18 protein-coding genes and 1 pseudogene are annotated in these 25,154 nt (G+C 63.3%); 6 read left to right on the top strand and 13 right to left on the bottom strand.

Translation table 11 applies throughout. The features are described 5' to 3' along the window. The first annotated feature begins 167 nt into the window (after positions 1 to 167). Entirely contained in the window at positions 168 to 1,295 is a 1,128-nt protein-coding gene (locus tag AMK00_RS24665; protein WP_064812018.1) for an RHE_PE00001 family protein, read from the top strand. Between the two features lie 124 nt (positions 1,296 to 1,419). Here the strand turns inward: AMK00_RS24665 and AMK00_RS24670 are convergent, their stop codons facing one another. From AMK00_RS24670 to AMK00_RS24680, 3 genes are read right to left on the bottom strand one after another with little or no spacing between them, the layout of a single operon-like run. After that, entirely contained in the window at positions 1,420 to 2,130 is a 711-nt protein-coding gene (locus AMK00_RS24670) for a Bax inhibitor-1/YccA family protein (RefSeq protein WP_064808016.1), read from the bottom strand. Positions 2,131 to 2,150: 20 nt separating this feature from the next. Then, positions 2,151 to 2,918, bottom strand: a complete 768-nt coding sequence (locus tag AMK00_RS24675; protein ID WP_064812019.1) for an anti-sigma factor family protein — start codon at positions 2,916 to 2,918, stop codon at positions 2,151 to 2,153. Further along, positions 2,905 to 3,444 carry a sigma-70 family RNA polymerase sigma factor gene (locus AMK00_RS24680; protein ID WP_064812020.1) on the bottom strand — a complete coding sequence of 180 codons (540 nt, stop codon included), beginning with the start codon at positions 3,442 to 3,444 and terminating at the stop codon, positions 2,905 to 2,907. The genes AMK00_RS24675 and AMK00_RS24680 overlap by 14 nt, the downstream gene beginning before the upstream one ends. 187 nt (positions 3,445 to 3,631) lie before the next feature. Between AMK00_RS24680 and AMK00_RS24685 the strand changes: the two genes are divergently transcribed. After that, complete coding sequence (locus AMK00_RS24685) at positions 3,632 to 3,916, top strand: hypothetical protein (RefSeq protein ID WP_064808022.1); 285 nt, start codon at positions 3,632 to 3,634, stop codon at positions 3,914 to 3,916. Between the two features lie 23 nt (positions 3,917 to 3,939). Here the strand turns inward: AMK00_RS24685 and cueR are convergent, their stop codons facing one another. The 6 genes and pseudogenes from cueR to AMK00_RS24715 form a co-directional block, all read right to left on the bottom strand. Then, positions 3,940 to 4,329, bottom strand: coding sequence for a Cu(I)-responsive transcriptional regulator (gene cueR, locus AMK00_RS24690; protein WP_064808024.1), 390 nt, complete (start codon positions 4,327 to 4,329; stop codon positions 3,940 to 3,942). 9 nt (positions 4,330 to 4,338) lie between these two features. Next, positions 4,339 to 6,858 (bottom strand): heavy metal translocating P-type ATPase, encoded by a 2,520-nt coding sequence (locus tag AMK00_RS24695; RefSeq protein WP_064812021.1) that lies wholly within the window; start codon positions 6,856 to 6,858, stop codon positions 4,339 to 4,341. 158 nt (positions 6,859 to 7,016) lie between these two features. After that, positions 7,017 to 9,626, bottom strand: coding sequence for a malto-oligosyltrehalose synthase (gene treY / locus AMK00_RS24700; protein WP_064812022.1), 2,610 nt, complete (start codon positions 9,624 to 9,626; stop codon positions 7,017 to 7,019). A 74-nt stretch (positions 9,627 to 9,700) separates the two neighbouring features. Continuing rightward, positions 9,701 to 10,482 (bottom strand): annotated as a pseudogene (locus AMK00_RS24705) (MFS transporter); the annotation flags it as partial. Between the two features lie 10 nt (positions 10,483 to 10,492). After that, positions 10,493 to 12,574, bottom strand: coding sequence for a penicillin-binding protein 1C (gene pbpC / locus AMK00_RS24710; RefSeq protein WP_064808032.1), 2,082 nt, complete (start codon positions 12,572 to 12,574; stop codon positions 10,493 to 10,495). Next, complete coding sequence (locus tag AMK00_RS24715; protein WP_064812024.1) at positions 12,574 to 18,042, bottom strand: alpha-2-macroglobulin family protein; 5,469 nt, start codon at positions 18,040 to 18,042, stop codon at positions 12,574 to 12,576. Before AMK00_RS24715 ends, pbpC begins: the two co-directional genes overlap by 1 nt. A gap of 198 nt (positions 18,043 to 18,240) precedes the next feature. Between AMK00_RS24715 and msrA the strand changes: the two genes are divergently transcribed. Next, entirely contained in the window at positions 18,241 to 18,948 is a 708-nt protein-coding gene (msrA, locus tag AMK00_RS24720) for a peptide-methionine (S)-S-oxide reductase MsrA (protein ID WP_064812025.1), read from the top strand. A gap of 50 nt (positions 18,949 to 18,998) precedes the next feature. On the opposite strand, the gene AMK00_RS24725 is transcribed toward msrA, so the two are convergent. Further along, entirely contained in the window at positions 18,999 to 19,538 is a 540-nt protein-coding gene (locus AMK00_RS24725) for a L,D-transpeptidase family protein (protein ID WP_064812026.1), read from the bottom strand. A 281-nt stretch (positions 19,539 to 19,819) separates the two neighbouring features. Between AMK00_RS24725 and AMK00_RS24730 the strand changes: the two genes are divergently transcribed. Next, positions 19,820 to 20,260 carry a response regulator gene (locus AMK00_RS24730; protein ID WP_064812027.1) on the top strand — a complete coding sequence of 147 codons (441 nt, stop codon included), beginning with the start codon at positions 19,820 to 19,822 and terminating at the stop codon, positions 20,258 to 20,260. Between the two features lie 12 nt (positions 20,261 to 20,272). Here AMK00_RS24730 and AMK00_RS24735 read toward each other — a convergent pair whose 3' ends face one another. Next, the gene (locus tag AMK00_RS24735) at positions 20,273 to 20,977 is read right to left on the bottom strand and encodes a TetR/AcrR family transcriptional regulator (RefSeq protein ID WP_064812028.1); all 705 of its coding nucleotides are present in this window, start codon (positions 20,975 to 20,977) and stop codon (positions 20,273 to 20,275) included. A 256-nt stretch (positions 20,978 to 21,233) separates the two neighbouring features. Here AMK00_RS24735 and AMK00_RS24740 point away from each other — a divergent pair, with 256 nt between their 5' ends. Beyond that, complete coding sequence (locus AMK00_RS24740; protein ID WP_064812029.1) at positions 21,234 to 22,433, top strand: multidrug effflux MFS transporter; 1,200 nt, start codon at positions 21,234 to 21,236, stop codon at positions 22,431 to 22,433. A gap of 67 nt (positions 22,434 to 22,500) precedes the next feature. On the opposite strand, the gene AMK00_RS24745 is transcribed toward AMK00_RS24740, so the two are convergent. Beyond that, complete coding sequence (locus AMK00_RS24745) at positions 22,501 to 23,079, bottom strand: TetR/AcrR family transcriptional regulator (protein ID WP_064812309.1); 579 nt, start codon at positions 23,077 to 23,079, stop codon at positions 22,501 to 22,503. A 144-nt stretch (positions 23,080 to 23,223) separates the two neighbouring features. Here AMK00_RS24745 and AMK00_RS24750 point away from each other — a divergent pair, with 144 nt between their 5' ends. Further along, positions 23,224 to 23,967: an SDR family NAD(P)-dependent oxidoreductase gene (locus tag AMK00_RS24750; protein ID WP_064812030.1), complete on the top strand. Its 744-nt coding sequence runs from the start codon at positions 23,224 to 23,226 to the stop codon at positions 23,965 to 23,967. Between the two features lie 83 nt (positions 23,968 to 24,050). Here AMK00_RS24750 and AMK00_RS24755 read toward each other — a convergent pair whose 3' ends face one another. Further along, positions 24,051 to 25,088 (bottom strand): LacI family DNA-binding transcriptional regulator, encoded by a 1,038-nt coding sequence (locus AMK00_RS24755; protein ID WP_064812031.1) that lies wholly within the window; start codon positions 25,086 to 25,088, stop codon positions 24,051 to 24,053. Positions 25,089 to 25,154 lie beyond the last annotated feature (66 nt).

Here is a 25,154-nt window from a genome sequence, read left to right on the forward strand (position 1 = left end):
ACAGCCCAAAAGCTTCGCGCCAGTCGCAGCGGTTAAAGGGAGTGCGGATCGGCTATCTTCTTCGCTTCCTTCACGCGCTTTCTTGAAACAAACCGTTAACCATGTCATAGATGGCGGAAGGAAACGGGTGTTTTGCTTCCATTTGTGAAAAACCGTAAAGCTTAACAATGCGCTACGATATCGATGGTGCGATGCTTCAGACACTGCTCCCATTCCTTGCTGCGGCGGAGGATGCGGTGGCGCGACTGGACGAGCGGGTGTTGCGCTCGCCGGTGGGGGAGGGCTTTGCCGAACGCAGCCATTTCTTCGATGCCGCGGGGGCGCTATGGGTCGCCGGCGAGCTGGTCCACGTCGAGGATCTCGTTTTGCACGACGCGCATATGGATAGCCGCGCCCCCAGCCACGAACTGACGATTGCCCATTCGGTGCTGCGGACTCGTCGGCGCATCTGGAACGGCGAACCATCCTGGGCGCTCGGCGCCTCCGGCCTTGCAACGTTGACCGCGACCATGGGGGAGGGGGAAGGTACCGCTCAGGAAGCCAAAGGCCTGACGGTTGTCGGGGCCGACGACGAGGGCGACGATGAAGATGCGCCGCTTGCTGCCGAGATGGCAGAGATCGACGCGCTTCTTGCCCGCTCGCAGAAGCTCATCGACATCCATACTGGGAAAGCGCCGGCCGAGACAGCCGCGATATCCCCGGCCAAGCGCAACGAGGATCCGCTCGGCCTGCTCGGCGACGAGGAGTGGGACGAGGAACAGCGGCTCGCGGAGTGGCGCGGCCTGCTGCCCTTGGCCGACCGCCTGCCGCCGATTCTCGGCGCCGTCATCCTGTTCGAAGCCTGGGACAGGATCGAGCCGTTGCGGCGTCAGCATTGGCTCGGCGGGCTTCTGGTCGGAAGCTACCTGCGCGCCCGCGGTAAGGTCGCTTCGCATCTCTTTTCCTTTTACGGCGGGCTGAAATTGGTGCGCCACGAGCGGCGTCGGGCCCGTGACCGGGCGACGCGGCTGCAAGCTTTTCTCGAAGCGATGCAATTGGCTGCGGCGGCCGGCCTCAAGGAAATCGACCGGTTGTCGCTGGCCCGCACGCAAATGGAGCTGCGCTTTCGCGGCCGTCGCTCGAACAGCAGCCTGCCGGAGCTTGCCGATTTCGTCCTGTCGCGGCCGATGGTGTCGGCGGCGATGATCGCCCGTCATCTGCGCATCACGCCGCGCGGCGCGCTGAACCTCGTCAATGAGATCGGCATTCGTGAAATCACCGGCCGCGGCCGCTATCGCGCCTGGGGCATCATCTGAAATAAAAAACACGGCCGGTTCGACGTCCGGCCGTGTCCTTTGAGAGTGAGCGCCCGGTCTGCCATCCTGTCACAGATTGCAGGCCGGGCGCCCTTGCGCTTCCATTGCCCCCAGAAGCGCGGTCCTATTCCCGCTCGCCGGTGAAGTTGAGCAGAAGCTGGAAGATGTTGACGAAGTTCAGGTAGAGCGAGAGCGCACCGAAAACGGCAAGCTTCTGGTTCGATTCCTGATCGTAGTTTTCCGAATATTGTTCCTTGATGTTCTGCGTGTCGTAGGCGGTCAGGCCGACGAAGACGACGATACCAATCACCGAGATGGCGAACTGCAGCGCACTCGAGCCCAGGAAGATGTTGACGATGGCGGCGATGATGATGCCGAAGAGGCCCATCATCAGGAACGAGCCCATCTTCGAGAGGTCACGCCTGGTCGTGTAGCCGTAAAGGCTGGTGGAGCCGAACATCGCCGCGGTGATGAAAAAGGTCTGGGCGATGCTCGTCTTGGTGAAGACCAGGAAGACGGAGGCAAGCGACAGGCCCATCACGGCGCAGAAGGCCCAGAAGGTGATCTGGGCGGTGCTCGCCGACATCGTCTGGATGCGGAAGGAGAAGAAGAAGACGAAGGCGAGCGGCGCCAGCATCACCACCCATTTCAGCGGCGAGCCGAAGATCGGGACATAGAGCGCCGGCGTCGAGCCGACGATGAAGGCAACGATGCCCGTTATGACCAGGCCGAGGCCCATATAATTGTAGACGCGCAGCATATGCTGACGCAGACCCTCGTCGAAGAGGGCCTGTGAGCCGGCGACGGCTCCGTATCGGGGATTGATCGGGTTCATGCTGATCTCCTCGGTTTGAACTAGTAGAGCGAACGGGCGAGCCGTTCGGCCGCCTGATCGAGATTGAGTCCGCTATCGTCGGCGATCAGCGCATAGGCGACCTCGCCGATCTGCCAATAGGCGGCTTCTGCTTTTTCGAGTGCGAGATGGCTGACCGGCCGGACCTCGAAGGCTCCCGGCCGGACGGCGAAAAGCGAAAGCCGCTTTCCATCGGCCACCGTGATCGCCATCTCGATGCTCGGGCCGAATTCGGACGGGAATATCTGGACGTCGGCGATCTTCCAGTCTTTCGGCAGTTCGGGCATGACGATCGCGGTCGCGGCGCGTATGTCCTCGGCGCTATAGCTGGTCGGGGTCTGCGAAGGCATCGAGGCGCGCAGGGCCGCGGTCTGATAGGCGCGGACGGCATCCTCGACATAAGCAGGCGCCGGAACGGAAGCCGCCACTTCGGTGGCCGAAAAGGCGCCGAAGGAATTATGCGCCACCCAGCCGGCGGTCAGCAGAATGCCGACGGCGGCGATGCGCTGCATGGACTGGAGGATGCGACCATAGGAAAGGCCGCGCTCCAGCCGGCGGGCGGCATCGCGGGTCTCGGGATGGCCGAAGGCGTTTTCGCCGGCAAGCGCCAGACGCAGCTCGCCCTTCATGCTGAGGTCGGCCATCACCTTGGCGGCAATCGCCGGGTTCTCCGAGAGATAGGACTCGACCTGAATACGGCGGGCGACACCGAGCTCGCCATCCACATAGGCATCGAGATCGGCATCGATGATCGGATCAACTGCTTTCATTGCCGCTCCCTCCGATTAACTTGAGATGCGAAATGCGCGGCGTCTTTTCCTCGAATTCGCGCAGCTGCGCCCGGGCGCGCGAGATGCGAGACATCAGCGTGCCAATCGGAATACCGAGCGCATTGGCGGCTTCCTGATAGGAAAGGTCTTCGATGGCAACGAGATGCAGCGCCTCGCGCTGCTCCTCCGGCAGGTCGAAGAAGGCGTCGCGCACCTGCTGCAGGCGCACGGCATGTTCCTGGCCGGCCGGCAGCGACTGCTCGGCTTCGACAGCCGCTTCGTCGTGGCGACGCGTCAGCGACCGATTCCGGCGAAGACGATCGATATGGGCATTGTGCAGGATGGAAAGCAGCCAGGTGCGCAGATTGCCGCCGCTTCGGAAGCTCTTTCTCTTCTCGAAGGCGCGCACCAGGGCATCATGCACCAGATCCTCCGCCTCATCCGAGTTGCGCACCAGCGCGCGAGCGTAGCGCCTCAGCGCTGCAAGCTGTCCGATGACATCGAAGGGGCGGTCTTTGCGTTCCATGCTTGAGTATACGCAAGCGCGGCGGATTTTATTCCCGGCGGCATAAAAAAATCATGCCCGCCGGACATCGCCGTCGACGAACCGGGGAAATACCATCCGCCAGCGCATGTACGCCTTAAATCGGCGATTGTTTATGACAATTACATGACAGATCATCACGCCGCTGATTTGCAGGGGAAGATAAAGAATGAAGGAAAAGAAGCGGGTCTACGAAGCTCTCGTGGACGGCGCCATGGAAGGGCTGACGGGTGAGGCACTCTATGATTTCGTCAAGGCGCGATGCTCGAAAGCCACCAGCAAGAAGATCGTCAGGGCTTCGCTTCTCGCTCTGACCGATCCTCATCTCAGGGACCGCAATATTCTCGACGTGATCTACGCGCTTGCGATCAAGCATCGTCTCGATGAAGGCGTGCTTGATGACGGCGACGAGGACGAACCCGCCGCGCAGGCTCCCTTCAGGACGTTCAGCTAGTCTCTCCGGCTTTTCTAAAGCGGTCAGCGACCGTCCGAGAGCTCTTCGAGAATCGGACAGTCCGGCCGGTCGTTGCCATGGCAGGCATGCACGAGATGCTCGAGAGTGCGGCGAAGTTCCGTCAGTTCGCGAATCTTGCGGTCGATCTCCCCGAGTTTCGTCTCGGCAATGTCCCTGACGTCGGCGCTCGCCCGGGCTTTGTCCTCATAAAGCGCCAGCAATTGCCGGCATTCCTCGACCGAAAAGCCGAGACCGCGCGAACGCTGCAGGAAGCGCAGCTTGTGAACATCGGCCGCAGCATAGTCGCGATAGCCGTTTCCGCCCCTTTCGGGGCGGATCAGGCCGATATCCTCGTAGTAGCGGATGGTCTTCGAAGGCAGGCCGGAGCGCTCAGATGCTTCGCCGATATTCATGGCCGTCTCCTATAATTTTGCAAAGCGCAGTCTCAGCGCATTTGATATCACCGATACAGACGAGAGGCTCATCGCCGCCGCAGCGATCATCGGCGAGAGCAGCAAGCCGAAAACGGGATAGAGGATCCCGGCGGCGACCGGCACGCCGAGCGCATTATAGCCGAAGGCGAAGCCGAGATTCTGGCGGATATTGCGCATCGTCGCCTCCGCCAGCCGCCGCGCCCTGACGATCCCGTTGAGATCGCCTTTGACCAAGGTAATGCCGGCGCTTTCCATTGCAACATCGGCGCCGGTGCCCATGGCGATGCCGACATCGGCGGTCGCAAGTGCCGGGGCGTCGTTGACCCCGTCGCCGGCCATGGCGATCACCGCGCCTTTGGCGCGCAGTTCGTCGATCAGCGCCTTCTTGCCTTCCGGCAGCACGTCGGCGCGGACCTCGTCGATGCCGAGGCTTTTCGCCACCGCACGCGCCGTGCGCTCGTTGTCGCCGGTCGCCATGATGATCTTCAGCCCGCTGTCGTGCAGCGCTTTGATGGCGGCTGACGTCGTCGGCTTGATCCGGTCGGCGACGGCGACGAGACCGGCAAGCTTGCCGTCGAGCGTCACGAACATCACCGTCTTGCCATCGCCGCGCAGGGCTTCGGTCTTCTCCGACAGCGCCGACGGATCGACGCCGAGATCGGCGAGCAGCGCCGCATTGCCGAGCGCCACGCTTGTACCGTGCGCTATGCCCTGGACCCCTTTGCCGGTCTTCGCCTCGAAGCCGCTCACCTCCACGAAGGCGGCACTGCGCTCTTCGGCGCCGGCAACGATCGCTTCGGCCAGCGGATGCTCGGAGCCGCGCTCAAGGCTCGCGGCCAGCGACAGCAGCCGGTTCTCCTCGACGCCGCCGACGGCGACGATGTCGGTGAGCACAGGCTTGCCTTCGGTCAGCGTGCCGGTCTTATCGACGATCAGCGTGTCGACCTTGGAAAAGCGCTCCAGCGCTTCGGCGTCCTTGATCAGCACGCCTTCACCAGCGCCGCGCCCGGTCGCGATCATAATCGACATCGGCGTCGCAAGGCCGAGCGCACAGGGGCAGGCGATGATCAGAACGGCGACGGCGGCAAGCAGCGCATTTGCCAGGCTTGGCTCCGGCCCGATCGCGGCCCAGACGACGAAGGCAAGGATGGCTATGGCGACGACGGCGGGCACGAAGACGGCCGACACCCGGTCGACGGCGCCCTGAATCGGCGCCCGCGAACGCTGCGCCTTGGCGACCATGTCGACGATGCGCGACAGCACCGTGTCTGCGCCGACTTTCTCGGCCGACATGACGAGGGAGCCGTTCTTGTTGATCGTGCCGCCGGTCAACCCGTCGCCCGTCGCCTTCTCGACGGGCAGAGGCTCGCCCGATATCATCGATTCGTCGACGGTCGACTGGCCCTCGAGGACGGAACCATCCACCGGTACGCGCTCGCCCGGGCGCACCCGCAGCCGGTCGCCGGTCTGAATCTCCTCTACCGGCACGTCCCTCTCATTGCCATCGGCGTCAATGCGCCGCGCCGTCTTCGGCGCGAGGTCGAGCAGAGCGCGGATTGCCGAGCCGGTCCGCTCGCGTGCCTTCAATTCCAGCACCTGGCCGACGAAGACCAGGGCGACGATGACGGCGGCCGCCTCGAAATAGACAGGCACGGTGGCGCCATGGCCGCGAAAGCTCATCGGGAAAAGACCGGGCGCAAGCGTGGCGACGACGCTGTAGACATAGGCGGTGCCGACGCCGAGGCCGATCAGCGTCCACATGTTCGGGCTTCGGTTGACGACAGACGCCCAGGCGCGGCGGAAGAACGGCAGCGCGGCCCACAGCACGACCGGCGTTGCCAGCACTAGCTCAATATAGGTCGCCAGCGGTTCGCCGATCGCTTCCCGGAGCGGCAGGCCGAGCATCGGTCCCATCCCGAGCGCCAGCAGCGGCAGGGCAAGGATGGCGCTGACCCAAAGCCGTCTGACGAAATCGACAAGTTCCGGATTCGCTCCTTCGTCGGCCGGCGGAATGCCCATCGGCTCCAGCGCCATGCCGCATTTCGGGCAATCGCCGGGCCGGTCGCTGACGACTTCCGGATGCATCGGGCAGGTATAAAGCGTACCCTTCGGCGCCGGCTTTGCCGCCGGACGGGCGCCGTTGCGATAGGCCGAGGGGTCGGCCTCGAACTTTGTTTGGCAAGCGGCCGAGCAGAAGTAGAATTTCTCGCCCTCGAGTTTCATGAAGTATTTTGCCGTCGAACGATCAACGGCCATGCCGCAGACGGGATCCTTCGCCGTCAGGTAATCCTGCGGCTGAGCCGCAAACTTCATCCGGCAGCTCTCGGAGCAGAAATGATAGACACGACCCATGTGTTCGAACGAGGGTTTGCCGGCTTGCGGATCGACCGTCATGCCGCAGACGGGATCACGGATCACCGCTTCGGCGGCCTTCTCCTGATGATCATGGCCGCAATGGCAGTGACCGTCGCCGTGGCTGTGGTGATGGTGGTCGTGTTTGGTATCCATGACTATCTCCTTTGCCCTCAAGGGCAGTTGGAGAGGCTTATCCACCTTCCAGCAACTGGAAGGTCAAGCGCTAATTTCGACGACATCGAATTTTTCGAAAACGCCGCGTTGCGCAGCGCGACGGCGGCATCGCCCGATCCTCAAATCGCGCCCGATCCTCAGATCGGGCTGATCAGCCCGAGCGGCTGGCTCCCGAGCAGTGTAGCGACCGAAATGCTGCCTCCCGGCTCGATTGTTTTTCCCGTCACGAGATCCGCCTTCAACCCATGAAGAGGGGAGGGCACCGCGATCGCCGTGTCTTCCCAGAACTCCGGACCGGCAAAAAGCACGCCGGGATCGAGCCAGCCGAACATCAGCCGCGGTACGACGGTAATCGCGAATTCGCTGTTGCGCACGCGGGCGAAAGCCAGCACGTGATTCCGGCGGCAGCCAGTCGTCTTCAACGGCAGATAATCGCCTTTGGCAAAGAGAACCGGCTGCCGCTGACGCAGCTGCAGCCCAATTGTTACGATCCGCTGCTTCAAGGCCGCCGCCTGAAGCTTGGCGATCGGTCCGGCTTCATCAAGCCAGGCCTTCAGCTTGGCATGATCGACCGGCCGGCGATTGTCGGGATCGACAAGACTGAAGTCGAAAACTTCCGCGCCCTGGTAAATGTCGGGAATTCCAGGCGCCATCAGCTTGAGCAATGTCTGTGACAGACTGTTGACGTAGCCGGCCGCAATGAAGGGCTGCAGCACCCTTTCGAAATCGTCCAGAAAGGCGTCATTGTCCGGCGACACCAGCGCCGCCGCATAGACTGTGATCGCCTCCTCGTAGGCACCCTCCTGTTCGGTCCAGGCGCTGCGCAATTTCGCCTCGCGCACCGCCTTGACCGCGTAATCGGTAAAGCGTGCGCGAAGGTCTTCTACCTGTCCTCTGTCGAAATCCTCCGGCCAGACGCCTGCGAGCGCTTGATACAGCATCCATTCAGTATTCGGCTCGGGTGCTGCAACGTCGGGCAGATCCTTCAGCCACGGCCTATTCATGTCACGCCAACGCGCCACCGCCTGGGCAAAAACATCCGCACCCTCGCTCAGCACATAGAGCCGCGCGCGCGCATCCTCGCCGCGTTTGGTGTCGTGGGTGGCGCTGGCCGAAAGCCCATGCGGCTGCAGCCGCGCCCGCTCGGCCATGCGACGATGGAACCCGTCCGGCCCCTCGGGCGTCTTGCCTGGTTCGCCGCCGACCTCGTTTGCGGCAAGCAGCCTGTTATAGCGGTAGAACAGCGTATCCTCTGTCGCCTTCGCCATGACCGGCCCGCTCAGCTGCTGAAAGCGGATCCGGAATTCATGCGCCGTATCGCCTTCGATCTTGCCTTCAAGAAGCTTCAGCACGTGGTCGAGCGCGCGCCGATCGTCGAGCCCAGCCATGACCTGTGATGCGGTCGCGGCAAGGACGGCCGAATCCTGCCAGCTCAGCGGACCGCCGTCGCCATAGGTGCGGTAGACGGGGAATGCGATCAGCAGCTCGCGCACGGCGGTGGCGATCTCTTCCCGGTTTATTTCGGGAAAGATGCCCGCCGCCATCGCAACCAGCCTGCCGGTCTCGCCAGCGAAATTGCGCTCGACCATCTGTCGCTTGGCAAGCCGCCGGCCCTCTTCGAGATTGCCCGCCTCGCCGACGAGGCCGCGATAGGCATCGTCCAATATCCGCAGGCCGCCGGCGTCGATGAAGAGCTCGCTCAGCGCCGCGATGAATTCATATCCGGTGGTGCCGGCGACCGGCCAGCTCTCCGGCAGGATCTCGCCCGCCCCGAGGATCTTTTCGACAACGATATAGGTGTCGGCCCCGACTGCTGCCCTCAGCCTGTCGAGATAGGCCTTGGGTTCGGCGAGCCCGTCGACATGGTCGATGCGCAGGCCCTGCACCTTGCCATGGCGCACGAGTTCGAGCACCAGCCGGTGCATGTCTTCGAACACCAAGGGATCCTCGACGCGGGTGCCGACCAGTCCGGTCACCTCGAAAAAGCGGCGGTAACTCAGATGCCGCGCCGCTTCTTTCCAATGGATCAGCCGCCAATGCTGCTCGTCATGCAGGCTCTTGAGGAATTCGCGATCGGACGAGACGTCTTCGAGCTTCTCCCGAAGGAGCGCCCGATCGCCGCCCTCGAAGAGAATGTCGCGCAACGCGCGGGCGAAGTCCTCGCCTGACGTCGCGGCCGCGGCCTCTGCCATTCGCGTTGCGACCGGATCGTCGAGCCGGTTTGCGACCACGCCGTAACTGCTGGGTTTGACTGGCAACAGCGTCTGAAAATAGGCCAAGGCGAAGCTGCCGTGCGTCTCGTCGACTGCGAGGCGCAGTTCGCCTGAAGCCAGCGCCTCTTCGAAATCCTGGCCGAGCTGCGGCAGGGTCAGCGGTTCGCTCCAGTCGATGTCGAAATGGCGGGCATAAGCGCTCTGCGGGCCGAGGGCCAGCACGTCCCGCCACCGGTCATTCTCAGGCGAAGCGGCCATATGGTTCGGAACGATGTCGAGAACCAATCCCATGCCCGCCGAGGCGAGGCTTTCCGCCAGCCGGTCGAACCCCGCACGGCCGCCAAGCGCCGGATCGATCTCATTGGCGTCGGTGACGTCATAGCCGTGAGTCGAGCCGCTAACGGCGGTGAAGATTGGTGAGGCGTAGAGGTGGCTGATGCCGAGCGTCTTGAGATAGGGAACGAGGTCGCAGGCACGATCGAAAGTCATGCCGTTGCGGAACTGTATCCGGTAGGTCGCTGTCGGAAGAATCATGAGGCCGTCTGACGTTGGAGGGAGACCCTTTCCAACGGTTGTGTCCGGTCTTTGGTTCCATCACAGCGCCGCGCGTCTGGAGCCTGCAAATGTCTCGTCTTGCGCAATTGCGGAAACCAACACCACCACAGAACCGACACTCCGATCGTCGCCGCGCCGCCGATTATCACCGCCGGAACGACGCCAAAGGCCCAGGCCGAGATGCCGGCCCGGAATTCGCCAAGCTCGTTGGAGGCGCCGACGAAAACCATGTTCACCGCATTGACGCGGCCACCCACGGCATCCGGCGTCCAGATCTGGATCAGCGTCTCGCGCACATAGACGCTTACCATGTCGAAACCGCCCCTCAGGCCAAGCGCCAGCACCGACAGCCAGACTGCCGTCGAGGCGCCAAACACGGCGATGAAGAAACCCACCAGGGTGACGCAGACGAACATGATCACGCCGGCGTGGTCTTTCACGGGATGACGCAGCAGGAAGGCCGCCACCAGGATCGATCCGATGCCGGGCGCTGCGCGCAGAAGGCCGAGCCCCCACGGGCCGACGGCGAGAATGTCGCGTGCATAAACGGGCAGCAAGGCCGAGACTCCGCCGAGCAGCATGGCAAAAAGATCGAAGATCGGCACCACCGTCTGCTTCCCCGTCGTGGTGAATATAAGCAGGGCCAGCGCGCATAGGCCTTCGCCGACAATGCAGCCCGTCATGATCAGGACACGTTGAAACGGTCGGCAACGGTGCCGGTCACCAGCACGAGCAGGAAGGCGGGCAGGAACAGCATGAGACCCACCATGCCGAGATCGAAGGGGTCGCGCGTAATGTCATAGACCTGCCAGCCCACCGATACACCCATGATCTGGGCTGGTGCCTCAATCGATGAAAACGCCGACACTTGCGGCGCGTCCGGCTGAATCGATGACGGTCAGTTTCGAATAGCCGCCGCCGTCGGGCAGCCATTGCTGGGTGCGCCGGCGCGAGAGATCGGGCAATGGCTTGCCGTTGGCAAGCCAGCGGAAGGGGGCGCGGCCGCCCTGCAGCTTCAACAGCAGCGGCGACAGATCGCCCCCCTTTGCGCCGAGATCGATATGGGCGCCCTCGGGCGGATAGACGATCTGCGGCGCGGGCTCGCGGCCGGAGGCGACGAGCAGGCCGCTGGCGTTGAGCGCAAAACGCCGCTGGCTGATCGGCAATTCGGACTGGGCGATGCGCACGGCTCCCGCCGGCGGGCGGGGTAGGGGCGTCGTGGCGATGCCGGATTTAGCGAAAGCCTCGAACAGGATCGGCGCGGCGGTGCCATAGCCGGTCAGACCGGGCACGGCGCTGTTATCAGGCCGGCCGACCCAGACGCCGAGCACGTAACGGCCGTCATAGCCGACCGACCAGGCGTCGCGATAGCCGTAGCTCGTGCCGGTCTTATAGGCGATGCCGCGCTGCGGCGCGCCGGCGGGGGGAATGACGCCGGAGAGAATATCGGCGACGTTCCAGACGGCGATCGGCTCCAGCAGCGGTTCGCCCTCGATTTTGCCCGGCGTGCCGGTGACACCGTCGCCGAGCCTTGCCGGCTGGCCGCGATTGGCGAGCGCGGTATAAAGCTGCACCAGATCCTTCAGCGTGAGGCCGACGCCGCCGAGACCGATCGCCAGTCCGGGCGTTTCATTCGGCGGCAGGGCCGGGCGCACCTCGGCGCGGCGGAAGCGCACCAGCAGGCGCGACGGCCCGACGGCGTCGAGCAGCTTGACGGCCGGCACGTTCAAGGAGAGCTGCAAGGCCTCGCGGACGGTGACATCGCCCTGATAGCTCATGTCGAAATTGCGCGGCCGGTAGCCGAAGAAATCGGCGGGCCGGTCTTCAATGATCGTCTCCTGGGAGACCAGGCCCTGCTCGAAAGCGAGACCGTAGATGAAAGGCTTCAGCGTCGAGCCCGGCGAACGGTTGACGCGCGTCATGTCGATCCAGCCGGAGCGGCTGGCATCGAAATAATCGGCCGAGCCGACTTCGCCGACGATCGCCCCAGTCTGCGCATCCGCCATCACCATGGCGAGCGAAAGTTTCGGCCCGAGTTTCGTCGCCGCTGCGCGCGCCACGGATTCCAGCCCCTGTTGCACCTGCTTCTTCAACGTCGTCCGATGCTTGAGGACCAGAGGCTCCTTGCGCAATGCGGCTTCGCCGAGATGGGCGGCAAAGGCAGGCAATTGCAGGCGTCGCGGCGGAATGGCGACAGCTTCGGCTCGTTCCGCCTCGCCATCGCCGACGGCCTCGGCCACTGCGACGCGATCGAGCACGCGTTTGCGCGCCTCCTGCGCCGCCTTCAGATTGCGGTCCGGCCGACGCCGTTCCGGCAATTGCGGCAGGGCGACCAGCAGCGCCGCCTCGGCCACCGTCAGGCGGCGCGGCTCCTTGCCGAAATAGGCAAGGCTTGCGGCGCGCACGCCCTCGAGGTTGCCGCCATAGGGCGCGTGTGTGAGATAGAGGTCGAGGATCTCTTCCTTCGACAGCCGCCGTTCGATCTGCACGGCGCGTGCGAGCTGCAGAAGTTTTGCCGAAAACGAACGTTCGGCGCGCGGCTCGATCAGCCGGGCCACCTGCATCGACAGCGTCGAGGCGCCGGAGACGATGCGGCCATTGCGGACGAATTGCAGGCTGGCCCGCCCGAGCGCCCAAAGATCGATGCCGCCGTGATCGTAGAAACGCTGATCCTCATAGGCAACAAGCATGCGCAGGAATTGCGGATCGACATCGGCGACCACAGTCTTCAGCCGCCAACGGCCTTCTGGCGTGGCGAAGGCGCGCAGCAGCTGCCCATCGGCATCCAGCACCTCGGGTGAAACCACATCAGCCTTGTCGAGCGGCGGCGGAAAGGCCCGGTCGGCGGCGTCGAGCGCGAAGAGAGCCGCGCCGGCAAGCAGGATGCCGGCGGCGGAGCCGATCGCGAACTTGTGCCACAGCCTCATTATTGTGCTGCTACGACCTCCATCTTGCCGGTCGCCGTGCGGGCCGAAAGCTCCGGCCGGTACATGTCCTCGACGCTTGCGGCCGGATGGTCGTAGGTGCCAGGGGTGACGGCGCGTACGACATAGGCGACGTTGAATTCACGCTCGTCGCCCGGTGCGCGGTTGAAGGCGGCGACGAAGCGGTCGAAGCGGAATTCCGTATGGGCGGCTGATATTTCGCCGATCCAGTCGAAATTCGTCATCTGGGCGCTGTCGACGAGGTTCGGATTGTCGATCTCGAAGCCGGCCGGCAGAAGGTCGGTGATGACGATGCGCGACTGCCAGTCATTGGTTTCGCGCACGTGGATGACGACCACATAACGCTCGTTCTGCTTTGCCTCACTGACATTGGCCTCCTCGCCGTCGAGCGTGTAATAGCTGCGCTCGATGAGGAAGCCGTCGCCGCCGGCCGGCAGCGGCACGGTAGGGGCGGCAACGGTGGTGACGACAGCCGAGACCGCGTCATTCGTCTGGTTGGTCAGCGTCAGCGGATGATCGGCGAGCGCATCGCCGGTCATGCGCGCCATATAGGCGCCGCTATGCGCCGCGCCGTTGACATCGATCTTCAGACCGTCATCACCGCCCTGGAGGGCGCGCGCGGCAAGTAGCATCCAGGCCTCTTCCTGGGTGCTCTTGTATTTGCTGCGGCCCCATTCCTTGGCGACGGCCTTGGCGAGATCCGGGACGACAGGCGGTACCGGTCGGCTTTCGGCGGCGAGCGCCAGGATCGCCGCACCGTCGCGCAGGATCGTGCCGTAGTCGGTGCGTGAGAGGTTGACGCGCGACACCATCGATTGCTGCGACATCTGCAGCGCGTCGATGAAAATGTTCTTCGAACGCTGGGCGTCGCCATAAAGCGCCAGTGCAGCGGCGATATGCGCCTTGGCAAGCGGCGTCGGGAAGTCGTTGATCATCGTATCGGCGTAATAACGCAGATCGCTGATCGCCGCCTTCTTGTTGCGGGCGAGCACATAGATGGCATAGGCGATCTGGTCGCCCTGGCCCTTGATGTCGGTGGTGTAGGAGAGCGTATTCTGCAGGTTTTCGAGGGCCTGCACGAAGGCCCGTTCCGGCACGTCATATTTCATTTCGCGGGCACGCGTCAGGAAATCGGTGACGTAGGAATCGAGCCAGACGTCGCCCGAATCCGGCCCCCAGAGGCCGAAGCTGCCGGCCGAGGCCTGGTAGGAGAGTACCCGGTAGATCGCGTCCTGCACGCGCTTGTGCACGTCGTCGTCGTTTTCGATGCCGGCCTGCTTCGCCACTTCGGCGAAGTAGAGCAGCGGCAGCGCCCGGCTGGTGGTCTGCTCGGCGCAGCCGAAGGGATAACGGTCGAGCGTCATCAGCAGCGCCGGAATGTCGAATGCCGCCGAACGAGTGACGTTGACGCTGATCGAGGCGCCGGGCAGCACGCTGTCGGCCAACAGGTTCTTGTCGACCGTCAGCTTGGCCGCCGGCTTCAGCGCCAGCACCCGGCGTTGGGTGATCGGCAGGGATGCCGGACGAACCGGCACATCGACGGTCTGGTCAAGTGAAAGGCCGGAGGCGTCGGACAGGTTGATCGAGACACTGCCGGCGCCCGGCTGTTTGCCGATGAGCGAAAGCGTCAGTTCGGATTTCGCCCCGGCTTCGAGGCGGATCGTCTGCGCGGCGGATGCTGCTTCGATGCCGACCGCGTCATTGCCGGTCAGCTGCAGCTTGTAGTCGCCGGCCGGCGCATCGGTATTGGCGATGTCGAGGCGCAGATTGGCCTTGTCGCCAGGGGCGAGGAATTTCGGCAGGCTCGCTGTCACGACCACGGGATCGCGGATGATGACGTCCTTGATGCCGTGGCCGACACCTGATTTCGACCAGGCGACCGCCATGACGCGCGCCGTGCCGTTGAACTGCGGAATGTCGAAGGAGACCTTGGCCTTGCCTTCGGCGTCGAGCTTCACCGGACCGGAGAAGAAGGCGACGAGCTTCTGCGTCGGCGGGCTTGCCTGCAGCGCAATGGCGCCGCCGTCGCCGCCGGTCCTGAGCTTGCCGGTCGCACCCAGCGAGCCGTCGATCAGCCGGCCATAGAGATCGCGGATCTCGAGACCGAGCTGACGCTGGCCGAAATACCAGTCTTCCGGGTTCGGCGGTTCGTAACGCGTCAGGTTGAGAATGCCGACATCGACGGCGGCAACCGTCACATAGGCATCCTCGTTGGCGCCGGCGCCCGTCACCTGCAGGCTGATATCAAGCGGTCGGCGCGGCAGCATCTTTTCCGGCGTATCGAGCTTCACATCAAGCGCGCGCTGTTCGGGGTCGACCTTCAGCCACTTGATGCCGATCGAGCGCATCGGCATATGGCTGTCCTGCGCGTCGCCCGGGCGGAAGAGTGTTGCCGTGACATAGGCGCCGGCGCCCCAGTCCGCCGTGACCGGGATGTCGATCTCGCCGCCTGTCTCGCCGATCGTGGCGTTCTCTACGGCAACGAGCTTTTCTGTTCCGGCCGTCACCATCAGTTCGCCGCCGTAGCGCGACGTGATTTTCAGCTTGGCGGTTTCGCCGATCTTGTAGCTATCCTTATCGAGGGCGATTTCCAGGCCGTCCGGCGTTTCGGTCGACGTCGAGGCGACGAACCAGCCGGCGTCGAATTCGACACTGGAGGTCGGGCCGTCGGCGTCAGGGCTTTCCACTTCGAGGCGGTAGCGGCCCCAGGTCACCGGCACGGAAATCTTGCCGCCATCCATCGTCGCGTCGACGCTGCCGTTGGAAACCTGCTCGGCGGTATAAACCGGCTCGTATTTCCAAGCCGTTCCCTCGCGATACCATTGGTATTCGCGGTTGAGGCTGTAGAATTTCCAGCGCAGGCCCTTCGTCTCCTGCTTGTGTCCCTCGGCATTGACGCCGATCACCGTGAAGTTGGCGACGGAATTCTCGGGCAGCTCGTCGGAAAATTCCGGCTTGATGCCGATCGAAGCGCGCTCGCTCTTCACCGGAAGGACAAGCGAACGCTCGATGGCGCGCCCACCCGCTTCCTGCATGCGTATATAAACGGTGGCGTTGAGCAGCTGCGTCGTTGCCGGCAGCTCGCCGACGGTGAGGTCGGTCGAAGCTTCGCCATTTTCGTCGAGTGCGGGCAGCCCCTCGATCGGCAGACGCGAATCCTCGTTCGCCTCCTCGTCGGCAAGGCCGAAGAAGAATCCCTTATAGGCGGTGCTCTCACGCGTCGGCTTGACGACGACGTCGCCCTCGAGCGTCAGGCCGACGGCCGGAGCGCCATAGAGATATTTGCCTGAGATGGTGATGTTCGCCGGCGTGTCCGGGCCGATCTCCTTGGCCTCGGTCTTGATCTCCATGTCGGTACGATCGGGCACGAAATCGTCGACCAGGAAACTCTTGCTGGCGATCGCGCTGCCCTTCGGATCGGTATAGATGTTCATCGTCCAGGTGCCGCGCATGGCGTTTTCCTGGGTGGCGAAATCGACGGAATAACCGCCGAGATTGCTGGTCTGGCTGACGATCCGGCGGTCTTCGACGCCATCCGGCCGGCTGAAGATGAAGGTCAGCGGCAGGTTCTCGATGGCATTGCCGTCGGTATCGCGGGCAAGCGCCTGCGCATGCACCGTTTCGCCGGCGCGATAGATGCCGCGTTCGGTAAAGGTCAGCACGTCGATCGCGCCGGGTGAGGCCCGGCCGGTGACGCCGCGGTCGGAGAGATCGAAGCCGGCGCGTGTCATATCGAGGAAGACATAATCCGACGCGCCGTTCTTGGCGGTAATGACGGCGGGCGTCAGCGCCGCCGTGCCGCGGATCAGGCCGGCGGTGAAGGTCGCGCGGCCGTTTTCGTCGGTCGTTGCCGTGCCGAGCACCTCATTGTTCTTGGCAAGCAGCTGCAATTCGACGCCTGCTATCGGCTTGGCCGAGGCGAGCGAGCGGGTGAAGACGTTGAGACCGTCGGTGCCGGCATAGGTGCTGATGCCGATATCGGAGACCAGGAACCATTGCGTCGCCTGCGAATCCCACTCCTGCGCCGGGCCGTTCGGCGCCGTCGCCGTCATCACATAGATGCCGGGCTTGCGCTCGGGCAGCGCCTCATCGACGGGGAAGCTGGTGATGATGTCCTTGTTGAGCTCGTTGGCGATGTCGATCGAACCCTGCCACACGAGTTCGCCGCTTTGATCCTCGATGTTCTGGGCGCTGTAGCCGTCGAGCTGGGTCAGGAACTGCGAGTTGGTCAAGAGCGGCGCGATGGCGCGGTCGCCGATGCGGTAGAGCTTGAGGTTGGCCGAGGTCAGATTGACCGAGACGATCGGAATGCCGCGGCGCGCCGTCGAGGGCAGCACGAAGCTATCGCCGGTGAAACGCACCATCTGGCTGCGGTCCTTGATATAGACGTCGATGGTAACAGGCGCGTCGAGCGTCTCGTCGACCGATGACGGCAGGCCGGTGCGGAAGGCGATCTTGTAGGTCTGGCCATGCGTCAGGCCCTCGACGCAAATCTGCTTGTCCTTGGTTTCGACCGCCTTTGGCGCTTCGCCGTTCAGCGTCACGAAAGGCGTGTAGTCGGTGGTTTTGATCAGCGCCTCGGAGAAGGTGGCGCAGGCGCGCGGCGTGGCGCTGTCGGCGTCGACCGTATGTTCGGTGATGCGGAAGCCCTGCGTCGATTTCAGCTGCAGGTAGGCCGCCTGCACATCCTCGGAGGCAACCAGCGCCAGGCTCGCCTTGTAGGCGTCGAGAGCCGGACGGTAATTGGCGTTTCGGTCCAGGGCGTCGGCGAGAACGGCGAGCGCCTCGGCGCGCTTCGGCTTGGTGCGCGTCAGCTCGTAGCCGTTCAGCGCGTCGAGTACGGCCTGGCCTGATGTGTTGGTCTCGGCGCTGCCGAGCGAAGCGGCGGCGCGGGCGGTTTCGAGCCAGAGATCGGCGTCGTCAGGGGTGATCGACAGCGCGCCATGGAAGGACTTCAGCGCCTCGGCCAGATTGTTGCCGGTGAGGTCGATGCGGGCGTTGGCCGTCAGGCTGTCGACGCCCTGGCCCTGCTGGTCGTCGGCAAGCGCGAGATTGTCTTTGAAGTCATGCGCCTGCTGGACGAGGTCGTTGCTCAGGAAGGTCAGGCGCGGTGCGGCGCCGAGATCCGGCTCCTGCTTGCCTGATGTCTCGACGATCTTGCCGGCGATGGCGCCGGGGAAGGCGTTCATCGTCTTGAAATCTGATTTCAGGAAGCACCATTTCACCTTGGGATTGTAGGTGAAGGCCTTGCAGCTCTTGTCGCCGATGCAGGAGGTCTTGCACTGGTCGAGCGAGACGTTCTGCTCGGTGCGAAGATCGAAGCCGAAGAAATCGGCGTCTTTTATCGTCTGGATGTCACGCTTGGTCTCCGCAGCGGCGGCTGGAAGGCCGATGGCAATGGCGGAAAAAAACGCGATGATGGCGAAAGCAAAGAAAGAGCGCACGGACATAGGTTCCCCCCGGAATGCTGGCTCTGATCGGCGGCACTCTCCTCACTCCTCATGCGATTGTCAACTCAACTTGAGCGGTGTTTCATCTCCAAACACACGCTTTCATCTGGTTGTCACATCGGCGTGAGTGAACGCCTTGTGATTTGCCGCTTTTGCAAGGATGAGCAAGGATTTGAGCGATCGTCAGGAGGTCGTGCAATGTCGATGTCGTCGCGCCGCCGCAATAGCCTTGCCGGGGTTTTTGCCGCCACCATTCTCACACTCGGCGCCGGTGCTGCCGGTGCGGCCGAGGAAGCGGTTGTGATACCGCCGCCGGCCATTGACGAGACCGCCGGGTCCGGCACCGAGACCGCCATTTTCGCCGGCGGCTGTTTCTGGGGCGTCCAGGGTGTTTTCCAGCATGTGAACGGCGTCGAGAACGCCGTCTCCGGTTATGCCGGCGGCGAGGCTGAAACGGCGCAATACGAAACGGTCAGCACCGGCTCGACCGGTCACGCCGAAGCCGTCGAGGTCAGGTTCGATCCGAAAAAGGTGACCTACGGCAGGTTGCTGCAGATCTTCTTCTCAGTGGCGCACAACCCGACGCAGCTGAATTTCCAGGGACCGGATCGCGGCACCCAGTACCGCTCGGCGCTGTTCGTCACCGCTGCCGAGCAGCGAGAGGTGGCCGAGCGCTACATCGATCAGCTCGACAAGGCGCACGTCTTCCCGAAGCCGATCGTCACCAAGGTATCGGATGCGCGCGGCTTCTATCCCGCCGAGGCCTATCATCAGGATTTCCTGACGCGCAATCCGACCTATCCCTATATCGTCTACAACGACCTGCCGAAGATCGAGAATTTGAAGTCGCTGTTTCCCGCCGACTACCGCAGCCAGCCGATGCTCGTCGGGAAGACCAAGGGCTGATTTGAGCCTGTCGGTCTCGGGGTTGATGCCGGTGGACTGGTCGCACTCGCTTAAGGCATGATGTCGATGGGCGTATGGTCGGGAACGCGGGCCCAGACATCGCGCATCTCCGCATCGGTGACCGCGATACAGCCATCCGTCCAATCCCACAGGCGATGGATTCCTCCGAGCAGGCCCCAGCCATTGGGCAGCCCGTGGATCATGATGCCGCCGCCGGGCGGATAGCCGCCTACGTCAGCCTCATGCTGCTCTTTCGGATTCGGATAGGAAATGTGCAGGCTGAGATGGGCCACGGATTTTGGATTGCGCCAGTCTATTTCATAACGCCCTTCCGGTGTTTTCTCGTCGCCTTCGCGTTGTTTGGGGCCCGCATCGGCGGCACTTCCAAGCGAAATCTGATACGTCGAGATCGGAGCGTCTCCCCTGAAAAGGACCATGCGGCGTTCGGACTTATAAACGCGAATGAGGTCCGCGCGCTGCACCGGCGGTGCATTCGCGGGCGGCGAGCCCGAGCCGATCCTGGCCATCACTTTGGTATAGGCGAAAAGGCTGACGGCCACGATGATCAGGACGATAAGTTTGGTTCGCAACGTGATCCTCAATCGCCGAGCCCCATGGATGATTCGATCGTATCATTGCCCGCTCTCATCCAGAAGTAGGCGGTTGAAATTCAACGTGATTGAGCGGCGGATTTTTGCCTTGTCGGCTTCGTGTTAAGGATTTATCAACGTTAACAATAGGTTAAATGGCGAAAATCGCGTTCCACCGCGGAACATATCGTCAGGTTTCCCGTTACGACAATGAGTTTCGGCAGGGACGACTGTCGAGCGGCTCCTTCTTTCGAAGTATGTGCGTAACAAGAGGACAGATCATGGCCACCAATGTCGTGCGGCGCTGCCAACGAGATGATCTCATGAAGCAGAGAGTATTGATCGTCGAAGATGAATTCCTGATCGCGCTTGATCTCGGCGCGACGGTGGAAGGTATCGGCATGCAGGTCGCAGGCCTTGCGAATAATCGCGAACAGGCGCTGCGGCTGGCGCCGTCCGCCGATATCGCCTTCGTCGACGTCAATCTCGCCGATGGCCGGACCGGGCCTGATCTCGGCAGGCGGCTGGCGGAAGAGCATGGTCTCGCCGTCGTGTTCATGACCGGCAATCCCGAGACCGTCGCCGGCGGCGTCAAGGGAGCGGTCGGCGTCGTCCAGAAGCCGGTCATGCCTTCGCTTGTCGAACAGCTGCTGAAATATCTGGCCGCGCGCCGTGTCGGCCGCTTCGCGGTCGTGCCGGCGCAGATGACGGTTTTTGCGTGATCGCAGGGGAGATCAGCCGGACATGGCCGCGAGCTGCGGCTCTCCGGCGCCCTTTTCGGCCTTCGGGTTGCCATAGGCCTTGAGAAAGGTCCGCACGGCATTGCGCGCCGCCTTTTCCAGTTCTTCATTGGTGGGTGTGCCGCCGAACAGCGTCATCATCTGCAGGTCGGCATTGGCGAGCGCCACGAACTGCCGGGCGGCGACGTCGAAATCATCGATAGCAAGCGCTTGACTGTGGGCAAGGCGCGCGAGAAGCGCGGAAAGCGCAGTGGTCAGCTTGCCCGGCCCCTGCTGGCGCCAGCTTTCGAAGAGGTGCGGATATCGCTCACCCTCCGTCTGCACCAGTTTGCGCAGGAATTTTCCGTCATGATTGCAGATGCAGTTTTTGTTGAGGCGCACCGCAAACGCCGTCAGACCGTCCTCCAGATCGTCGGCGCTGTCAGGAAAGGTCGACAGCACGGAAAAGAGCGTGGCGTTGGCGCGGTTCATCACGTCCTCGACGACGGCGACGAACAGCGTCTCCTTTTCCCGATAATGATTGTAGATCGTCTGGCGGGAGACACAGGCAACGGCGGCGATCTCGTCGATGCTGGCGGCTGCAAAACCCTTGCGGCAGAAGACGTCGGCGGCGGCATCGAGGATCGACATACGCTTGGCGCATTGTCCACGCTGCGTATGCCCCGCCATCCGGCCTGCCGGTGTCACGCTGTCTTTCATGGAGCGAAGATAAGACGTCTTGACGGTTTAGACAATGGCGTCTAGTTTTACAGGCGTGTCCAAATTTATTGACACCCTTGGTTCCGCCGCTGGAGATATGAGCTCCCAACTTCGTCTTCGCGCGAACGATCATCATTGAACCCAGCGCATCGGCGCGAAAATCGGACTGATTTTCGGAGAGCACGATGCGTCGATTCCAAAGAGTGCGGAGCGACGATCCGGCGCCTCCGCTGCGCTTTTACGAAAGATCACCATTATGACGGCTTCCTTCTTTCGCATTGCCCTCATTCTCGGCCTGTTGTCGGCCATCGGTCCTTTTGCCATCGACATGTATCTGCCTGCGCTGCCCTCCATCGGCCAGGACCTGCATGCCGATAACAGCGTCACCCAACTGACCCTGCTCGCTTTCTTCATCTCCTTTGCGCTTGCGCAGCTCGTCTACGGGCCGCTGTCGGACATGTGGGGCCGCAAACTGCCGCTCTATCTCGGTATCGGTCTCTTCGCCGTCGCGTCGATCGGCTGCGCATTTGCGACCGATATCGAAACGCTGATCGCCTTCCGCTTCGTCCAGGGCATCGGCGGTGCCGCCGGCATGGTCATCCCCCGCGCCATCGTCCGCGACATCCATACCGGCGTCCAGGCCGCGCGGCTGATGTCGCTGCTGATGCTGGTCTTCTCGATCTCGCCGATCCTGGCGCCGCTGACGGGCAGCGCCGTCATCGAGCTCACCGGCTGGCGCGGCGTATTCTGGGCCGTGACCGGTGCCGCGGTGATCGGCCTCCTCCTGCTTTCCACCCAGCTCGAGGAAACCCGCCCGGCCGAGGAGCGCAATGGCAGCGGCCTCGGCAGCGCCATGAAGGCCTATCGCCTGCTGCTCGCCGACCGCAATTTCCTGACGCTGACTTTCATCGGCGGCCTCGGCATTTCGAGCTTCCTCGTCTATCTCGCCAACTCGCCCTTCGTGCTGATCCAGCATTACGGGCTGACGCCGACCGAATACAGCTTCGCCTTCTCGATCAATGCCGTGTCCTTCTTCGCGGTGTCGCAGGCAACGGGCTGGCTCGGCGAGCGTTTCGGCCTGGTGCGCGTCATGCGGCTTGCCGTCAGCGCCTTTGCGCTAGCCATGGTCGTCATGGCGGTGGTGATGGCCGCAGGCTTCAATCAGCTGCCTGTCATGGCGAGCCTCCTGTTCATCGGCTACGGCTTCCTCGGCCTCGTCATCCCGACGAGCGCGGTGCTGGCGCTTGAGGATCACGGCGCAATCGCCGGCACCGCCTCGTCGCTGATGGGCACGCTGCATTTCGTCATCGCCGCCGTCGCCATGGTGATCTCGAGCCTGTTCTTCGACGGCACCGCCGTTCCGATGGCCGCCGGCATCGCCGTCTGCGCCTTCCTGGCCTTCGTGCTGACGCAGGCCACGATCGGCCGCCGTGCCGCCGCCGTCGCCGCCGAATGATCGTGACGGGCCGCACCGGTCACCCGGCTGCGGCTCCTCACTGCTCTGCATCATGGCGTCGCTTCAGCTATGCCGGCTTTGCGGCGGCATAGCGCAATCCGTCCATGAACAAGCCCACCATCCGCCGCGGCTCGGTCGGTTCACCGCAGTTGGGCGGCACGCATAACATGCCGACACCGTGGAGAAGTTCGTGCGCCTTCACGCCAGCCCGTATTTGACCACCGGCGGCTGCCGCATCCAGCAGCGTCTGCACCAGCGGGCCCAGCCGCTCCAAAAAATAGGCGGGCAGCCCTTCAAGAGCCGGATCGCCCGAATTGAAGGCTGCTGCCAGCCCACGATGCGCTGCGATAAAATCGACATAGCCCTCGACCCAGCGCTCGAGCGCCTCGCCCGGCGGGCGCTCGGCGGCCAGCACCGACGCCGCCTCGACGGCCTCGTCGACCTCTTTGCGAAAGACCGCGACGACCAGGTCGGACCGTGTCGGAAAATGGCGGTAAAGCGTGCCGACGCCAACGCCCGCCCTGTCCGCGATTTCGCGTATCGGCACGTCCAACCCTGACTCGGCGAATACCTCCGATGCCGTTTGAACAAGCGAGCCGATGTTGCGTTGCGCATCAGCCCTCCGACGCCGGCCGGTCGCCGCCATCTCAGCATCGCTCGGCAATTTTGTATCCCCGGACAAATTCTACCCCTTGATAAACGGAACGTGGTTCCGTATATGGCTAAGCGGACGATCGTTCCGTATATCGCATGAAGGATCGTCTCTGCCAAGTCCCAAGGAGAATGAAACATGCATCACCAACCAGTTGCGCTCGTCACGGGAGCAAACAAAGGAATCGGCCTTCAGATCGCGAAAGATCTCGCACAGCAGGGCTTCACAGTGCTTTTGGGTTCGCGACGATTTGAAGCGGGCGAAAACGTCGTTCGCGGCGTGGGACCCGACGCCCGCACAATTCAGCTGGACGTTACCGATGGAGCCTCGATCGCCCAGGCGGCAGCGCGCATCCGCGAGACCTATGGCCGGCTCGATGTTCTCGTCAACAATGCGGGCGTCGGACATGGCGGTGCGGCGGGACGGAGCAATGCCCAGATCGTCACCGAGACGCGAATGTCTGTCGTCAAGCTCGACGAACTCCGGACGGTGTTCGCGACCAACGTCTTTGGCGTCCTTGCCGTCACCCAGGCGATGCTGCCGCTCCTTCGCGCGGCGCCGGCGGCAAAAATCATCAACATATCCAGCTCCACCGGCTCGTTGACGCTGAACAGCAATTTTTCGAACCCCCTGCGCCAATATGCGAGCGCTTATACGACCTCGAAAAGCGCCCTGAATGCGATCACGCAAGCGCTGGCGATTGAACTCGAAGGCACTCACATCAAGGTTCACGCTGTCTGCCCGGGCCTTACCGCCACGGACATGAGCGAATATGGCGGCCCGGTCGAGGACGCTGCGCGTGAACCGGTGCGAGTCGCACTGCTCGGATCGGACAGCCCCACGGGTACCTTCTCGAATGCCGAGGGGACGCTGCCTTGGTGAGGCAGCCGGTGTTGGCGCGATGACGCGTCAATTGTCGAGCCGCGAAGCTTCGGCGGCACCAAGCCGGGTCTGAGCAGTGTGCTTCAAGCCGTGAGCGTGAAGGCGTCGCTTTCGCCCGGAACGAGCTCCATCGGCCAGATCCTGCTTCGGGCGCCCTGCGGGTAATGATCGGCATAGGCCGGCATGGTGGCGAGCAGGGTTTCGCCGAGCTGGGCGCCGAGATCGCGCAGCGACATGCGGAAGGAGGTCAGCGTCGGCTGCAGGAAATGGGTGCGCGACTCTTCGCGGAAGCCGACGACGGCGAGGTCGCGGCCGGGCACGATGCCGGCCTCGGCCAGCCTGCGATAAAGCCCGATCGCCATGAGCTCGTGGATCAGGATGATCGCCGTCGGCCGGTCTTCGATCATCAGCAGCTCGTGGCCGGCCTGATAGCCGCCCTGTTCGCTCGATTTCACACGGATGACGAGGGCGGGATCGAAGGGAATATTGTGGCGTTTCAGCGCCTGACGGTAACTGTCGAGGAAGATATAGCCGAGATTGATGTCGGAGGAGGGGGCCGCCACGGCAATCCGCCGGTGGCCCTTGGCGACGAGCCGGTCGACGCCGCGTGCCGCTACACCTTCGAAATCGAGGTCCATCCAGGTATAGCTGCCGCCGGACGCACTGCGGCCGAGCGCCACGAAGGGGATGCGGGCCTTTTCCAGAAGCTCGATGCGCCGGTCGGTGCGCCGCGTCGCCGAGATGATCAGTGCGTCGACAAGGCGGCGCGCCACCATACGCTTCAGATATTCGTGCGGATCCTCGTCGTCGGGGCAGGGCAGCATGACCAGATCGAGCTTGTGACGGGAAAAGACGCTCTGCAGCCCGTCGGTGACGCCGAGGAAGAAGTCGTCGCTGTTTTCGACCGTTTCGCGACTGACCTCGAGCATCAGCCCGATGACATTGGTCATGCCCTGGCGCAGGCTGCGGCCCGACTGGTTGGCGACATAACCGAGCTCTTCGGCGGCGGCGAGCACGCGCCGGCGCGTGTCTTCATTGACATCCGGCTTGCCGTTCAGCGCCCGCGACACCGTTCCGATCGAAATGTCGAGATGCTCGGCGAGCTGGCGAATTCCTTTCATCTGCAGCGATCTTCCTCCCTGACGACGCCGCGCGATGGAAACGCGCAAAGGACGTAACGCCTCGAT

It is taken from the genome of Rhizobium sp. N621, from assembly GCF_001664325.1.
Lineage (GTDB): Bacteria > Pseudomonadota > Alphaproteobacteria > Rhizobiales > Rhizobiaceae > Rhizobium > Rhizobium esperanzae.

Coding starts and splice junctions, on each gene's coding strand:
- AMK00_RS24695 (WP_064812021.1), bottom strand. CDS start 6,858: ATGGATACCAAACACGACCACCATCACCACAGCCACGGCGACGGTCAC.
- AMK00_RS24740 (WP_064812029.1), top strand. CDS start 21,234: ATGACGGCTTCCTTCTTTCGCATTGCCCTCATTCTCGGCCTGTTGTCG.
- cueR (WP_064808024.1), bottom strand. CDS start 4,329: ATGAATATCGGCGAAGCATCTGAGCGCTCCGGCCTGCCTTCGAAGACC.
- AMK00_RS24755 (WP_064812031.1), bottom strand. CDS start 25,088: ATGAAAGGAATTCGCCAGCTCGCCGAGCATCTCGACATTTCGATCGGA.
- AMK00_RS24665 (WP_064812018.1), top strand. CDS start 168: ATGCGCTACGATATCGATGGTGCGATGCTTCAGACACTGCTCCCATTC.
- AMK00_RS24680 (WP_064812020.1), bottom strand. CDS start 3,444: ATGGAACGCAAAGACCGCCCCTTCGATGTCATCGGACAGCTTGCAGCG.
- AMK00_RS24675 (WP_064812019.1), bottom strand. CDS start 2,918: ATGAAAGCAGTTGATCCGATCATCGATGCCGATCTCGATGCCTATGTG.
- treY (WP_064812022.1), bottom strand. CDS start 9,626: ATGATTCTTCCGACAGCGACCTACCGGATACAGTTCCGCAACGGCATG.
- AMK00_RS24715 (WP_064812024.1), bottom strand. CDS start 18,042: ATGTCCGTGCGCTCTTTCTTTGCTTTCGCCATCATCGCGTTTTTTTCC.
- AMK00_RS24730 (WP_064812027.1), top strand. CDS start 19,820: ATGGCCACCAATGTCGTGCGGCGCTGCCAACGAGATGATCTCATGAAG.
- pbpC (WP_064808032.1), bottom strand. CDS start 12,574: ATGAGGCTGTGGCACAAGTTCGCGATCGGCTCCGCCGCCGGCATCCTG.
- AMK00_RS24745 (WP_064812309.1), bottom strand. CDS start 23,079: ATGGCGGCGACCGGCCGGCGTCGGAGGGCTGATGCGCAACGCAACATC.
- msrA (WP_064812025.1), top strand. CDS start 18,241: ATGTCGATGTCGTCGCGCCGCCGCAATAGCCTTGCCGGGGTTTTTGCC.
- AMK00_RS24750 (WP_064812030.1), top strand. CDS start 23,224: ATGCATCACCAACCAGTTGCGCTCGTCACGGGAGCAAACAAAGGAATC.
- AMK00_RS24685 (WP_064808022.1), top strand. CDS start 3,632: ATGAAGGAAAAGAAGCGGGTCTACGAAGCTCTCGTGGACGGCGCCATG.
- AMK00_RS24670 (WP_064808016.1), bottom strand. CDS start 2,130: ATGAACCCGATCAATCCCCGATACGGAGCCGTCGCCGGCTCACAGGCC.
- AMK00_RS24735 (WP_064812028.1), bottom strand. CDS start 20,977: ATGAAAGACAGCGTGACACCGGCAGGCCGGATGGCGGGGCATACGCAG.